The following is a 14,300-nucleotide window of genomic DNA, read 5'->3' on the forward strand; positions in this document are numbered from 1 at the left end:
CGCGATCGGGTATAACCGAGGGCTGGAAGGGCGAACGGCTTGAAAGGCGGCCTGAAGAGGGGAGGGAAGCGTGACCGTTACGGTGTCGAGACACTTCGTCGGCGAGCTGTTTCGCGGGGTGCCCCAGCTGCACCGCGAGCGCGCCAGCCTGCTGCGCCGTGCCGGCATCTCGCCGGGCTGGCTCGACGCTCCCCATGGGCGGGTCACCGTGGAGCAGTTCGCGACCCTCTACCGCCTGCTGGTCAACGAGTGCGACGACGAGACGCCGGGCTTCTTCTCCCGCCCCCTGCGCGGCGGCACCCTCAAGCTGCTCTGCCTGAGCCTGCTGGAGGCGCCGACCCTCAAGGTGGCCCTGCATCGCTATCGGCTCTTCTTTCGCATCCTGCTGGACGACTTCGGCTACGAGGTCAGCCATGGCGATGCGCGGGTGCGCATCGGCCTGGTGGAGCATCGGCCTCCGGCCGGCAGCCGCATCCTGGTGCACGAGCTGATGCTCAAGCTGCTCCACGGCATCGCGTCCTGGATGATCGCCCGCAAGATCCCGCCGCTGCTGATGGAGTGCGCCTACCCGCAGCCCGCCCATAGCGCCGACTACCGCTACTTCTACCCCGGCCGGGTGCTCTTCGACTGCCACCAGACCGCCATCTACTTCGACCGGGCGGTGCTCGACGAGCCGATCCGCCAGACCAAGCAGCACCTGGGGGCCTTCCTGCAGCGGGCCCCGGCGGACTGGTTCTATGTCTCCTTCGAGGAGCGCCTGCTCGCCCACCGGGTGCGCGAGCACCTGACCCGCCACGGCGCCTACTCGGCCAGCGTGGCGGAGGTGGCCGAGGCGCTGCATATGTCGGTGCGTACCCTCTCCCGGCACCTGGCCGCAGAGGGTACCCGCTTCCAGGCGGTCAAGGACGAGTGCCGGCGGGACTTTGCCATTCAGGCGCTGATGCGCAGCGAACAGCCGCTGACGACCCTGGCCGAGGCGCTGGGGTTCCAGGACCAGGCCTGCTTCAGCCGCGCCTTCCGGGACTGGACCGGGGATACGCCCGCCGCCTATAGGCGGGCGCTGGCGGTACCCCGGTAGCGCCCGGGGCCCTCACGCCTCCTGGCGGATGCGCTTCTTGTCCAGCTTGCCGACGCTGGTCTTGGGGATCTCGTCGACGAAGCGGATGGAGGAGGGCAGCGCCCAGCGGTTGATGCGCCCCTCGCTGACGAACCGTTTCAGGAAGGCCAGCACCTCGTCACCGGTCGGCGGGGCGTTGAGGTCCCGGGGCACCACCAGGGCGGCGGGACGCTCGCCCCACTGCTCGTCGGGCACGCCGATCACCGCCACCTCGGCCACGCCCGGGCACTGGCCGATCAGGTTCTCCAGCTCCAGGGAGGAGACCCATTCGCCGCCGGTCTTGATCACGTCCTTGATGCGGTCGCGGATCTCGAGGAAGCCGCGCTCGTCGAGGGTGGCCACGTCGCCGGTATGCAGCCAGCCGTCCCGCCACAGCTCCTCGCTGCGGGTGGTCTCCTTGTAGTAGGCCTGGGTCAGCCAGGGGGCGCGGACCCGTACCTCACCCACGCTCTCGCCATCCTGGGGCAGCGGCGTGCCGGCCTCGTCCACCACCTGCAGGTGCACCAGGGGCACCGGCACGCCCGCCTTGCAGCGCCACGGCAGCTGGGTCTCGAAGTCCGCCTCGGCGATATCCCGGGGCAGGATGTCGGCGGTGAGCAGCGGGCAGGTCTCCGACATGCCGTAGGCGCTGCGGGTGTCGATGCCGAGCTCGTGGGCGCGCCGGGCCAGGGCCTGGGTCAGGGGGCTGCCGCCGATTAGCAGCTTCCAGCCGGAGAGGTCGACCCGGCCCGAGGCGACCGGCTCGGCGTTCACCACCATGCCGAGCAGCGTCGGCACGCAGTGGGAGAAGTCCACCTTCTCGCTGACCAGCAGCTTGATCAGCATCTCCGGCTCGTAGCGCCCGGGGTAGACCTGGGTGGCGCCGAGCAGGGTGGCGGTGTAGGGCACGCCCCAGGCGTGGACGTGGAACATCGGGGTGATCGGCATGTAGACCTTGTCGCGGTCGAGCAGCTCGAAGCCCGGTGCCTGGAAGGTGCTGGCCTCGCCCAGGGTGTGCAGCACCAGCTGGCGGTGGGTGAAGTAGACCCCCTTGGGGTTGCCGGTGGTGCCGGTGGTGTAGAAGAGCGTGGCCACCGCGTTCTCGTCGAAGGTGGGGAAGTCGTAGTGGCGGGGCTGCTCGGCCAGCCGCGCCTCGTACTCGCCCACCAGGGGCAGGGTGGTCTCGAGAGGGGCTTCCTCCTCCTGGCAGAGCAGGTAGCCGCGGATGCGCGGCAGCCGCTCGTGGAGCCCCTCCAGCAGGGGGACGAAGTCGCGATGCACGAGCACGAAGTCGTCCTCGGCGTGCTCCATGGTGTAGTGGATCTGCTCCGGCGAGAGGCGCACGTTCACAGTGTGCAGGATGGCCCCCAGCATGGGGATGGCGAAGAAGGCCTCCAGGTAGCGGTGGCTGTCCCAGTCGAGCACCGCCACCACGTCGCCGGCGCGGATACCTTGAGCGGTGAGCAGGTGGGCGAGCTGATGCACCCGTTCGCGGAAGCGGCGGTAGTCGTGGCGGCCGAGGTCGCGGTAGATGATCTGGTTGTCGCCGGCCATGCGCACGCCGCTCTCCAGCAGCTCGCCGATCAGCAGCGGCGGGTTGGTGGCCGAGGGGGTGGGCGGCAGGATCCTGGGGTGAACGGTGGTCATCGGCGTGTCTCCTCGTGGTTGTCCGGGGTTACGTCAGCAGCGCTCGATCAGCAGGGCGATGCCCTGGCCGCCGCCGATGCAGAGGGTGATCAGGCCGTAGCGGCCCCCGATGCGCTCAAGCTCGGCCAGGGCCTTGATGACCAGGATGGCACCGGTGGCGCCGACCGGATGGCCCAGGCCCACGGCGCCGCCGTTGGGGTTGAGCCGCTCGGCGGGAAAGCCGAGCTCGTCGGCCACCGCCATGGCCTGGGCGGCGAAGGCCTCGTTGGACTCGATGACGTCGATATCGGCCATAGCGAGGCCGGCCTGCTCCAGGCAGCGGCGCACGGCGGGGATCGGCCCCAGGCCCATCAGGCGGGGCTCGACCCCGGCGGTAGTGCCCACCAGGAAGCGTGCGCGGGGCGAGAGGCCGCGCCGCTCGGCCTCGTCGGCGTGGGCCAGCACCAGGCTCGCCGCGCCGTCGTTGAGGCCCGAGGCGTTGCCGGCGGTAACCACGCCCTCCTTCTGGAAGGCGGGCCGAAGCCGGGCCAGGTCCTCCAGAGTGACGCCCTCGCGCACGTGCTCGTCCTGGGCGAAGACGCGCTCCTGGCGGCCGTCGCGCACGGTGACCGGGACGATCTGCTCCTCGAAGCGCCCCTCGGCGATGGCCCGGGCCGCCTTCTGGTGGCTCTCCAGGGCGAAGCGGTCCACCGCCTCCCGGGTCAGGCCGTGGCGGCTGGCGATGTTCTCGGCGGTGCAGCCCATGTGGCCGCTGCCGAAGGGGTCGCTGAGGATCCCCAGGGTCAGGTCGGTGACCGAGGCGTGACCCATGCGCAGGCCGCTGCGCGCCTGGGGCGGCAGCAGGTAGGCGCCGCGGCTCATGGACTCGGCGCCGCCGGCGAGGGCCAGACGGCTGTCGCCCAGGGCGATCTGCTGGGCGGCGGAGAGCAGGGCCTGCACCCCGGAGCCGCACAGGCGGTTGACGTTGAAGGCGCCGGCCTCGTCGGGCACGCCGCTCTCCCGGGCGATATGCCGCGCCAGGTAGGCGTCCTCGGGGCCGGTGGTGATGATATGGCCGTAGACGGCATGGTCGATGGCCGCCGCCTCGACGCCCGAGCGGGCCAGCGCCTCCCGGGCGGTGACGGTGCCGAGCTCCTGGGGCGCAAGGCCTGAGAGGCTGCCGCCGAAGCCGCCGATGGCGGTGCGGGCACCGCCCAGAATGACAACGGAATCCAGACGCATGGGGTTCTCTCCTGGTTCAGGCCTTGCCCAGCAGGGAGCGGGCAACGACTTCCTTCATGATTTCCGAGGTGCCGGCGTAGATGGTCTGTACCCGGGCATCCAGATAGAAGCGCGAGATGGGGTACTCGCGGGTGTAGCCGTAGCCGCCGAAGAGCTGCAGGCAGGTATCGGCGGTGGCGCACTGCATCTCGGTGAGACGCAGCTTGAGAATGGCGGCCTCGGTGGGGCCCATGGCCCCCCGGCGGTACTGCGCCATGCACTTCTCGAGATAGGCGCGGCCGAGCTCGATGTCGGCCTGCACCTCGGCCAGGGTGAAGCGGGTGTTCTGGAAGTCGCCCACCCGCTGGCCGAAGGCGCGCCGCTCCTTGACGTACTCCAGGGTCAGCGCCAGGGCCCCCTCCATGGCGCCCAGGGCCTGGGCGCCGACGCCGAGGCGCTCCCGGGGCAGCTCCTGCATCAGGTAGGCGAATCCCTGGCCCTCCTCGCCGAGCAGGGCGTCGGCGGGGAGCTCCATGCCGTCGAAGAAGAGCTCGGCGGTGTCGCTGGCGTGCTGGCCGATCTTCTTGATCGGCTGGCCCCGGGAGAAGCCGGGCAGGGCGGTGTCGACCAGGAAGAGCGACACCCCCTTGGCGCCCGCCTCCGGATCGGTCTTGGCGCAGACGATCACCAGGTCGGCCACCTGGCCGTTGGTGATGAAGAGCTTGCCGCCATCAAGGCGCCAGCCGCTTTCGGTGCGCCGGGCGCGGGTCTTCATGGCGGCCAGGTCGCTGCCGGCACCGGGCTCGGTCATGGCGATGGCGCCGATCACCTCGCCGCGGGCCATGGCCGGCAGCCAGCGCTGCTGCTGTTCCGGGGTGGCGATATGCAGCAGGTAGGGCATGACGATGTTGGCGTGGATGTTGTAGGCGCTGGCCAGACCGCCGAAGCCCTGCCGGGAGATCTCCTCCACGGCGAGCTGGGTGATGGCGAAGTCTGCGCCGGCACCGCCCTGGGCCTCGGGCATGTCGATGCCCAGCAGTCCGGCGTCGCCCATACGCTGCCACATGGCCCGCGGCATCTCGCCGGCCGCCTCCCAGGCCTCGTAGTGGGGCGCCACCTCCTGCTCCAGGAAGCGGCAGATCATGTCGTGGAACAGCGGGGTCAGCTCATCCTGGTGAATATCCTGGGTCACGCGTTCAGCTCCTTGCGCAGGTGTCGCTTGAGAATCTTGCCGGCAGTGCTCTTGGGCAGGGCATCGACGAAGAGCACCCGTTTGGGCACCTTGTAGGGCGCCATGACGCCCTTGGCATGGGCGATCAGCGCCTCCTCGCTGGCCGTCTCGCCCTCCTTGAGCACCACCACGGCGGTGATCGCCTCGATCCACTTCTCGTCGGGCAGGCCGATCACCGCCACCTCGGAGACGGCGGGGTGCTGGAAGAGCCCCTCCTCCACCTCGCGGCTGGCCACCACCACACCGCCGGTGTTGATGACGTCCTTGATGCGATCGACGACGTAGAGGTAGCCCGCCTCGTCGACGTAGCCCACGTCGCCGGAGTGGAACCAGCCGCCGAGAAAGGCCTCCTCGGTCATCTCCGGCTTGTCCCAGTAGCCGGTGAGCAGCTGGGGCGAGCGGTGGACGATCTCGCCGTGCTCCCCCGGTGCCACGTCGTTCATCTCGGCGTCGACGATGCGGGTCTCCACGGTGAGGATGGGGCGACCCGCCGAGGCCGGGCGTTCGTCGTGCTCCTCCGGGCGCAGCACCGTGGCCAGGGGGGCAATCTCGCTCTGGCCGTAGCAGTTGTAGAGCCCCACCCCGGGAATGCGCTGGCGCAGCTCCTCCAGCACCGGCACCGGCATGATGGAGGCGCCGTAGTAGGCCTTCTTCAGGCGGCTCAGGTCGGAGCGTTTGAAGTCGGGGTGGCGCAGCAGGCTGATCCACACCGTGGGCGGGGCGAAGAAGGAGGCGATGCCCTGGCGGCTGATCTGGGCCAGGCAGTCGTCCGGCAGCGGCGCCTCGCGCAGGTGGATCGGCGCGCCCAGCAGCAGCGCCGGCATCAGGAAGACGTGCATCTGCGCCGAGTGGTAGAGCGGCAGGGCGGCCAGCATCGGCTCGTCGCCCTTGATGTCGAGCTCCACCATGCAGGCCATGTACTCGGCGAGCAGGGCCTGGTGGGTCATCATCGCCGCCTTGGGGGCGGCGGTGGTGCCGGAGGTGTAGAGCAGCTGGGCGAGGCTTGCCCCCTCCACGGCCACCTCCGGCTCGGCGGCGCTGCCCGCGCCGGTGGCCATGGCCAGCACATCGAAGCCGCTATCGTCCCCGGCATGCAGGGTGCCGGTGAGAGGCAGCGACATACCCTCGGTGGCGGCGGCGACGTTCTCGGCCAGGCTGAGGTCGCTGAGCAGGCCGGCGGCGCCGGACTGCTCGAGGATATAGCCGAGCTCCTCGGCGGTGAGGGCGTAGTTCACCGGTACGTGCACCAGGCCGGCCCGGGTCGCCGCCAGCCAGGCGATGACGTAGGCGTCGGAGTTCTTGCCGTAGACCGCCAGGCGGTCACCGGGGGCGAGGCCGGCGTCGAGCAGGGCGTTGGCCACCCGGTTCACGGCCAGGTTCAGCTCGCCGTAGCGCCAGCGGCGGTCGTTGAAGGCCAGGGCCAGCTTGCCGCCCTGCTTGCGGGCGCTGCGGTTGAGGGCGGCGCCGATGGTGTTCTGCTGGATCTTCGGGTTGAGGCTCATGTCGTATCCCCCCTCAGGTGCCGTTGTTGACCAGATGACACTGGCTCTCGGAGAGCGGGCGGAAGGCCTCTTCGGCGGGAATGGTGCGCACCAGGCGGAAGAGGTCATCTTCGTCGGCGGCCTCTTCCGGTGACTTCACCTCCACCAGATACATGTCGTGCACCATGCGGCCGTCTTCACGGATATAGCCGCCGGTGGCGAAGATATCGTTGATCGGCGTGGCCGCCATCTGCTCGCGCACCGCCTGAGCCTCGTCGGTACCGATGGCGTCCACGGCCTGCAGGTAGTGCAGGGTGCTGGAGTAGAGGCCGGCGTGGACCATGGTCGGCATGCTGCCGGTGCGCTCGCGGAAGCGTTCCGCCCAGGCGCGGGTCTCCTCGTTGAGGTCGTAGAACCAGGCCTTGGTGAACTGCAGGCCCTGGGCGTCCTCCAGGCCGATGCTGCGGATATCGGTGCTGAACAGCACCATGCCGGCGAGAATCTGGCCCGCCTGGGTAATCCCGAACTCGCTGGCGGTGGTAATGGCGTTGATGGTGTCGCCGCCGGCATTGTTCAGGGCGATCACATCGGCGCCCGAGGCCTGGGCCTGGAGCATGAAGGAGGAGAAATCGTTGCTGGGGAAGGGGTGGCGCGCCTTGCCCACGATGTTGCCGCCGCTCTCCAGCACGACTCTTTCCACGTCGCGCTCCAGGGCATGGCCGAAGGAGTAGTCGGCGCTGAGCAGGTACCAGTTGGGGTTGCCCTCCTCGGTGATGGCACGGGCGGTGCCGTTGGACATGGCCCAGGTGTCATAGACCCAGTGGATATGGTTAGGGGAGCAGCTCTCGTTGGTGACGCCGGAAGAGACGGCGCCGTTGACCAGGCCGAGGCGGTTCTCCTCTTCCAGCAGGCGCACGGCGGCCAGGGTCACCGAGGAGGCCACCAGCCCGGTGACCATGTCGACGTTGCGCTCGTCGATCCACTCGCGCACGACGCTGGACCCCACGTCGGCGCTGTTACGGTCGTCGGCGCTGAAGACCACGACATCGGCGCCGGCCACGCTGCCCCCCACGTCCTCGATGGCCATCTGGATGGCGTCGAGCCCCAGGGGGCCGATGGGGTCGCGGTAGACGCCTGACATGTCGGCCAGGTAGCCGATGCGGATCTCGTTATCGGTAATTTCGGTGGCGCCGGCCTGGGAGGCGAGCATGACGGAAGCGGCGAGCGTACCCAGTGCGAACTGGCGGGTATTGATCATGGAGAAGCCCTTGCGTTGTTGTTGTGTGCTTCGGGGCGTATGGAGGAGCCGACGCCCCGACCCCATGGTAAGAACAAAGGTCGGGGAGGGGTTGATCTATCACGCCAGAGTTTTTGCATTTCCTGCCAATCTGGGGGGCGATTTTTACGAGCAGGCTAATCAAAAGGTCCTGGGGTCGACATATACGGCCACTCTGGCCGGAGAAGGCTTGGCAAATGACGCAAACGTAAAGGGCGCCCGAAGGCGCCCTCTGATCTTGCGGATGGTCGTACTGGCACTCTGGCTCAGTGAGCGTGACCATGGCTGTGATCGTGATCGTGATCGTGATCGTGATCGTGATCGTGCCCATGGTCATGATCGTCGTGGCCCGGCTCGGCCAGGGCGTCATGCAGGGTCTGGGCGTTGTGGCGCATCATGCCCAGATAGGTGCTGGCCTCGCCCTCCGCGGCCAGGGCGTCGGAGTAGAGGGTGCCGGCGATGGGCAGGCCGGTCTCCTCGGCGAGCTGGCGGATGATCGCCGGGCTGGTCATGTTCTCGTGGAACAGCGCGCGGACGTTCTGCTCGCGGATCACGTCGATCAGCCGCGCCATGTCGCCGGCGCTGGGCTCGGCTTCCGTGGAGAGCCCCACCGGCGAGAGGAAGTTAAGGCCGTAGGCGTTGGCGAAGTAGCCGAAGGAGTCATGGCCGGTGATGATGCTGGTGGAGGCGGGGATCTCGCCGATCAGCCGCCGCATCTCCTCGTCCATGGCCTGCATCTCGGCGATATAGCGCTCAGCGTTTTCGCGATAGGCCGCTTCGTTGTCCGGGTCGGCCTCGATCAGGCCCTCCAGGATATTGCCGACGTAGACCTGGCCCATGGCCAGATCCTGCCAGGCGTGGGGGTCGTAGTCGCCATGGACGTGATCATGGTCGTTGCCATGCCCGTGGTCGTGGCCGTGATCGTCATGGTCATGATCGTGGCCATGGTCGTGCCCGTGGTCGTCATGATCGTGGTCGTGGCCATGGTCGTCATGATCGTGGTCATGCCCGTGATCGTGGCCATGGTCGTCATGATCGTGGTCATGCCCGTGATCGTGGCCATGGTCGTCATGATCATGGTCGTGGCCGTGATCGTGGCCGTGGTACTCCAGCTTGTCGATGCCGTCGGTAGCGGTGACCAGCGGGCCGGCATAGTCGCTGGAGTCGAGCAGGCGCTCCATCCAGCCTTCGAACAGCAGGCCGTTGAAGACCACCAGGTCGGCGTCGGCCAGGGCGCGGGCGTCGCGCGGGGTGGGGGAGTAGACGTGGGCGTCGCTGTCGGGGCCGACCAGCGAGGTCACCTCGACGTGCTCGCCACCGACGTTCTCGACCATGTCGGCGAGGATGCTGAAGCTGGTCACCACCTGGACGCGCTCGGCGGCGATGGCGGCGGGCAGTGCCAGCATGGCCGAGACGCCGATCAGGGCAGCGGAAGGCTTGATGATGCTCATGGGGCAGGACTCCTTGGTGTGATGAGTGCTCAGTGAGGCTCGGGTGCACCCAGGGGGGCCGCACGGCGGCGCAGGCGCCGCCGCAGGCTGTGCTGACTCCCGAACAGGGCAGAGAACACATAGCCGACGCCGGCGAGCAGAATGATGGCCGGGCCGGAGGGCATGTTGAAGTGATAGGAGAGCAGCAGTCCCCCGGTGCTGGCGACCAGGGCGATGCCGATAGCAACGGCGATCAGGCCCTCCAGGCGCTTGCTCCAGAAGCGCGCCGCCGTGGCCGGCAGCATCATCAGGCCCACCGCCATCAGGGTGCCCAGGGTCTGGAAGCCGGCGGTCAGGTTGAGGACCACCAGGCCCAGGAAGATCCCGTGGACCAGGCTGCCGCGCACCCCCTGGCCGCGCAGGAAGAGCGGGTCCAGGCATTCCACCACCAGGGCACGAAAGATCACCGCCAGCGTGACCACGATCAGGCTGCTGATGGCGGCAATCAGCAGCAGCGAGGTCGTGTTGACCGCCAGTATCGAACCGAACAGCACGTGGGTGAGGTCCACGCTGCTGCCGCCCAGCGAGATGATCATCACCCCGGCGGCCAGGGAGATCAGGAAGAAGCTGGCCATGGCGGCGTCTTCGCGCTGGCCGGACATCTGGGACACGCTTCCCGCCAGCACCGCCACCAGCAGCCCCGAGAGGATGCCCCCGAGGCTCATCATCGGCAGCGAGAAGCCGGCCAGCAGGAAGCCCAGCGCCACGCCGGGCAGGATGGCATGGGCCATGGCATCGCCGATCAGGCTCATGCCGCGCAGCACCAGGAAGACCCCCATGGGCGGAGCGGCCAGGGACAGGGCGAAGCTGGCGATCAGGGCCCGCTTCATGAAGCCGTAGTCGAAGGGGGCGATCAGCCATTCGTGCAGCAGGGTCAACATGGGCTCACTCCGCCGATGGCCTGGGAAAGAAAGGAGGCGGGCGCGGCGCTTCGCAGCGGTTGAAGCACGCTCTCCACGCTGACCCAGCGGGCATGGCCGCTGGCCAGCACCACCGTTTCGTCGGCCAGGCGGGCGAGCTGCTCCATGTCGTGGAGCACCACGATGATGGTGGCGCCCTCGCTGGCCATGTCGCGCAGCACCCGCATCAGCACCTCCACGGTTTCGGCGTCGACGTTGGCGAAAGGCTCATCCAGCAGCAGCAGCTCCGCCTCCTGCATCAGGGTGCGGCCGATCAGGGCGCGCTGACGCTGGCCGCCGGAAAGCTCGCCCAGGGGGCGGTGGGCCAGATGCGAGATGCCCAGCCGCGCCATGATCTCGCGCCCCTTGCGGTAGTGGGCGGCACAGTAGCCCTTAAGGGCTCCGTGGCTGGGCCAGCTGCCGGTCATCACCAGCTCCTCGACGCTCATCGGAAAGGTGAGGTCCAGGGCCAGCTGCTGGGGCAGCCAGGCGCGGCGCTCCTTGGGCACCGAGCACTCCACGCGCCCCGCGATGGGCTTGAGCATGCCCATGATGCCCTGGATCAGCGTGCTCTTGCCGGTGCCGTTGGCGCCGATCAGGGCGGTAATGGCCCCGTCGCGGAATTCGCCGCTGATGTGTTCCAGCACCGTGCGGCTGCCCTGAGCGAGCTGTAGGTCGCAGAGCCGCAGGCGAGCGTTTGCATCTGCCATCAGCCCCACCATCCTGCGGCCCAGGAAACCGCCAGCCAGAGCAGTGCCAGCGGCAGCAGCACCAGCATCAGCCGGCGGCCGACCGACAGTGACATGAGAGAAAAATGGCAGGGCCCTTCCAGGCGGTGCCGGTGTGCGCGGTGTGCCATGGGAGCGGTACCTCGTGACGACAACAAGAAGTTATAACATAACAGTAAGCGCCCAGAAACCGTGGCGCTTCGCGGCCGTGAGCCAGTGCGGCGGGGATTGTGGCATGGCGCGTGGGAGGGGCAAAGGCCTTGGGGCGGCCCTGCCTGCGTGAGCTGCCGCGCAGATGGATCAGAGAGGGAAGTTGGGGGGCTGGCTCAGTGGCCGGCGCCACAAGGCTGGCAGGCTAGAGCGAGGGGTGCTTGTATGAGGAAAGAAACGTAACAGAACCACAGGAGACAGGGATGTCGTACTACCTCTACTGGGGCAAGGCGAAACCGGCAGACGAGGGTGATAGCTGCCACCTTCTGCCCTATCATAGCCTTGATGTGGCCGCCGTTGGTTGGCATCTGCTCGCTCCCGAACGGCCATTGACTCAACGCCTTTCCCGGCAGCTGGATATCCCGCCTGACGCCCTGCGGCGCTTCCTCGTTTTCCTGCTCGGGCTGCATGACCTCGGCAAGTTTGCCCGTGCTTTCCAGGGGGTGGCCCGCCCCGAGGGCGTTGAACTGGCCCCCCCGATCGAGCGGCTGGCCTATACCGAACGCCACGATCGGCTGGGTGCCTTGCTGTGGCAGGCACGCTGGATCGATTGGCTGCAGGACGGCACGCTGCGCTGGCCCGATCGGGGCCTCGATCGCAATGCGCGTCGACAGCTCAGCGAGACGCTGCGGGTTATCCTGGCCCCGATGTTTGGCCATCACGGTCAGCCGGTGGAGGCTGGACGGCTGGAGCCGACGGAATTCTTCGGACACGACGATAGCGCCTCGGATATCGAAGCAGCGCGTAAGTTCATCGCCGCCTGGGCCATACTGATCGACATTGACTGGCAGTGCGACAAGTTGGTCTCTCAAGAGTGGCGAGAGGCTTTCTTGGCCCTGAGCTGGACGGTCGCCGGCTGGGTTACCCTGAGTGATTGGCTGGGGTCGAATCGCGATCATTTCACTTACTGCCAGGACCCTATGCCGCTGGCCGATTACTGGCCCATCGCACTCGAGCGGGCCGAGCTGGCGCTGCAGGAGAGCGGATTCGCTCACCCTCCCGAGCCGGTGCCCTATGCTGGCCTTGCCAGCTGGTTCGGTGGTCAGCCGGTCACGCCGACCCCGCTACAGCGGGAGGCTGAGACCCTCCCCATAGGCGATGGTCCCCAGCTGTTCATCCTTGAGGACGTGACCGGCGCCGGCAAGACCGAGGCGGCTTGCATCCTCACCCAGCGCCTGCTGGCGGCCGGTCATGGCGAGGGGCTCTATTTCGCCTTGCCGACCATGGCGACCTCCAACGCCATGTATGAGCGATTGGGGGATCTGCATCGGCGTTTCTATGCTGCGGCGTCTCGTCCTTCCTTCGTGCTGGCCCATGGCGCTCGCGAGCTGAATGAAGCCTTCGTAAAGGCCGTGGCCGAGGAGCAACCGGAAGACCGGGACTATGCCACCGATGACATGACGGCCACTACGCGCTGTAACCGCTGGCTGGCCGACTCGCGCAAGAAGTCTCTGCTGGCCGATGTGGGGGTGGGCACGATTGACCAGGCGTTGATGGGGCTGCTGCCGTTTCGGCATCAGTCGCTGCGCCTGTATGGCCTGGCACGCAAGGTGCTGATCGTTGATGAGGTGCATGCTTACGATCACTACATGCAGACCCTGCTCCATCAGCTGCTGGCGTATCATGCTCGCCAGGGCGGCAGTGCCATCCTGCTGACCGCGACCTTGCCACATGGCATGCGCGAGGCCCTGGCCGAGGCATGGCGTGAGGGATTGGGGCAGGCACCGGCCACGCTGCAGGAAGAGTCGTTCCCGCTGTTGACCCAGGTTGGTCATGACCTGGAGCGAGAAACCCCTCTGGCGACACGCCCCGAAGTCGCTCGAGAGGTGGGCGTCGACTGGTTGACCACGGAGGAGCAGGCGCTCGACACCGTGATGGCGGCGGTGGAGGAAGGGCAGTGCGTCGCCTGGGTGCGCAATACCGTGGACGATGCTATTCGCGCCTATGAACAGCTGAGCCTGCGCCATCCCGATCCCGAGCGCTGCCTGCTGTTCCATAGCCGCTTCGCGATGACCGATCGTCAACGCATCGAGTCTGACGTCATCGCCCGACTGGGTAAGGCCTCCACTCCCGACCAGCGACGTGGTCAGGTCTTGATCAGTACGCAGGTCTTCCAGGAATCCTTGGATTGCGATGTTGACTATATGGTCAGCGACTTGGCTCCAATCGATCTACTGATTCAGCGCGCCGGGCGCCTGCAGCGTCATGTACGGGGCCCGCGCTCTGCCCCCATGCTCGCCGTACTGGCGCCGGAGTGGAGTGACTCCCCGGATGCCCAGTGGCTGAAGCGCGCCCTGCCGGGCACCCAAGCGGTTTATCGCGATACCTCTCTGCTGTGGCTGACCCAGCGCGTGCTGCGTGAACTCGGAGCGATCCGTATGCCCGATGAAGCGCGGACCCTGATTGAGAGCGTGTACGGCCGGGTCGCTGACTTGGTGCCGGATGACCTTCAGGATGCGCGTATCGAGCAGCACGGCATGAAACGCGTAGCCGTCTCGATGGCCAACTTCAACGCCCTGTCGCTTGAGCAGGGTTACCTCCGCCATCCTGAGCTCGATCAATGGCAGGAGGAACTGGAGATCGGCACCCGCCTGGTCGACGAGCCGACGCTCAACGTCGTGCTGCTCAAGTGTACAGCCGATGGCGAACTGGCGCTGTGTGCCGAGGGCGAGCGCCACGCGGCCATGCTCAGCCAGGTCAAGCTGCGCCAGAGCCAGGCGGAGAAGCTGGCGGACTTGCCGGCCGGTTTCCGGGCCAAGTGGGAAGCCTTGCAGGAGCGCCTCAAGGCGCTGCGCTTCACCCGTCCCTGGCTGGTCGAGGCCGATAGCGATTGCGCCTATGACGCCCAGTGGGGGGTGAGGTTTTCAAGGGATAAGGAAAATCCCCGCTGACGCGGGGAACGAGTTGGCGTCTGAGCCAATAACGGTTCATCCCCATATGGATGAGGAGCGCCAGCGATCATCCCACCACATCGCGGTTGTCGTCCATCAGCTTGTTTGAGCAAATAACTTGATGTTTTCTTTTTTGCCTTCTAGCTTTACT

11 protein-coding genes are annotated in these 14,300 nt (G+C 67.5%); 2 read left to right on the plus strand and 9 right to left on the minus strand.

From position 1 onward, the window contains the following. The first annotated feature begins 70 nt into the window (after positions 1-70). Positions 71-1,078 (plus strand): AraC family transcriptional regulator ligand-binding domain-containing protein, encoded by a 1,008-nt coding sequence (locus tag ACRYRV_RS09105; protein ID WP_444985346.1) that lies wholly within the window; start codon positions 71-73, stop codon positions 1,076-1,078. A gap of 12 nt (positions 1,079-1,090) precedes the next feature. On the opposite strand, the gene ACRYRV_RS09110 is transcribed toward ACRYRV_RS09105, so the two are convergent. The 9 genes from ACRYRV_RS09110 to ACRYRV_RS09150 form a co-directional block, all read right to left on the minus strand. Continuing rightward, on the minus strand, positions 1,091-2,743 hold the full coding sequence (locus ACRYRV_RS09110) for a fatty acid--CoA ligase (RefSeq protein WP_444985345.1): 1,653 nt from the start codon (positions 2,741-2,743) through the stop codon (positions 1,091-1,093). A gap of 33 nt (positions 2,744-2,776) precedes the next feature. Further along, positions 2,777-3,964, minus strand: a complete 1,188-nt coding sequence (bktB, locus tag ACRYRV_RS09115; RefSeq protein ID WP_309636669.1) for a beta-ketothiolase BktB — start codon at positions 3,962-3,964, stop codon at positions 2,777-2,779. 16 nt (positions 3,965-3,980) lie between these two features. After that, positions 3,981-5,087 carry an acyl-CoA dehydrogenase family protein gene (locus tag ACRYRV_RS09120; RefSeq protein ID WP_309636735.1) on the minus strand — a complete coding sequence of 369 codons (1,107 nt, stop codon included), beginning with the start codon at positions 5,085-5,087 and terminating at the stop codon, positions 3,981-3,983. A 44-nt stretch (positions 5,088-5,131) separates the two neighbouring features. Next, positions 5,132-6,676 (minus strand): fatty acyl-CoA synthetase, encoded by a 1,545-nt coding sequence (locus tag ACRYRV_RS09125; protein ID WP_444985344.1) that lies wholly within the window; start codon positions 6,674-6,676, stop codon positions 5,132-5,134. 13 nt (positions 6,677-6,689) lie between these two features. Next, entirely contained in the window at positions 6,690-7,913 is a 1,224-nt protein-coding gene (locus ACRYRV_RS09130; protein WP_444985343.1) for an ABC transporter substrate-binding protein, read from the minus strand. 284 nt (positions 7,914-8,197) lie between these two features. Then, the gene (locus ACRYRV_RS09135; RefSeq protein ID WP_445005894.1) at positions 8,198-9,382 is read right to left on the minus strand and encodes a metal ABC transporter solute-binding protein, Zn/Mn family; all 1,185 of its coding nucleotides are present in this window, start codon (positions 9,380-9,382) and stop codon (positions 8,198-8,200) included. A gap of 29 nt (positions 9,383-9,411) precedes the next feature. Then, entirely contained in the window at positions 9,412-10,302 is an 891-nt protein-coding gene (locus tag ACRYRV_RS09140; protein ID WP_444985341.1) for a metal ABC transporter permease, read from the minus strand. Continuing rightward, positions 10,296-11,030 (minus strand): metal ABC transporter ATP-binding protein, encoded by a 735-nt coding sequence (locus ACRYRV_RS09145; protein WP_253446670.1) that lies wholly within the window; start codon positions 11,028-11,030, stop codon positions 10,296-10,298. The genes ACRYRV_RS09140 and ACRYRV_RS09145 overlap by 7 nt, the downstream gene beginning before the upstream one ends. Next, positions 11,030-11,179: a hypothetical protein gene (locus tag ACRYRV_RS09150; protein ID WP_253446668.1), complete on the minus strand. Its 150-nt coding sequence runs from the start codon at positions 11,177-11,179 to the stop codon at positions 11,030-11,032. Before ACRYRV_RS09150 ends, ACRYRV_RS09145 begins: the two co-directional genes overlap by 1 nt. A gap of 282 nt (positions 11,180-11,461) precedes the next feature. On the opposite strand from ACRYRV_RS09150, the gene cas3 reads away from it, so the two are divergent. Then, entirely contained in the window at positions 11,462-14,149 is a 2,688-nt protein-coding gene (gene cas3 / locus ACRYRV_RS09155; protein WP_444985340.1) for a CRISPR-associated helicase Cas3', read from the plus strand. Positions 14,150-14,300: the final 151 nt, after the last annotated feature.

The organism is Halomonas mongoliensis (assembly GCF_052496345.1).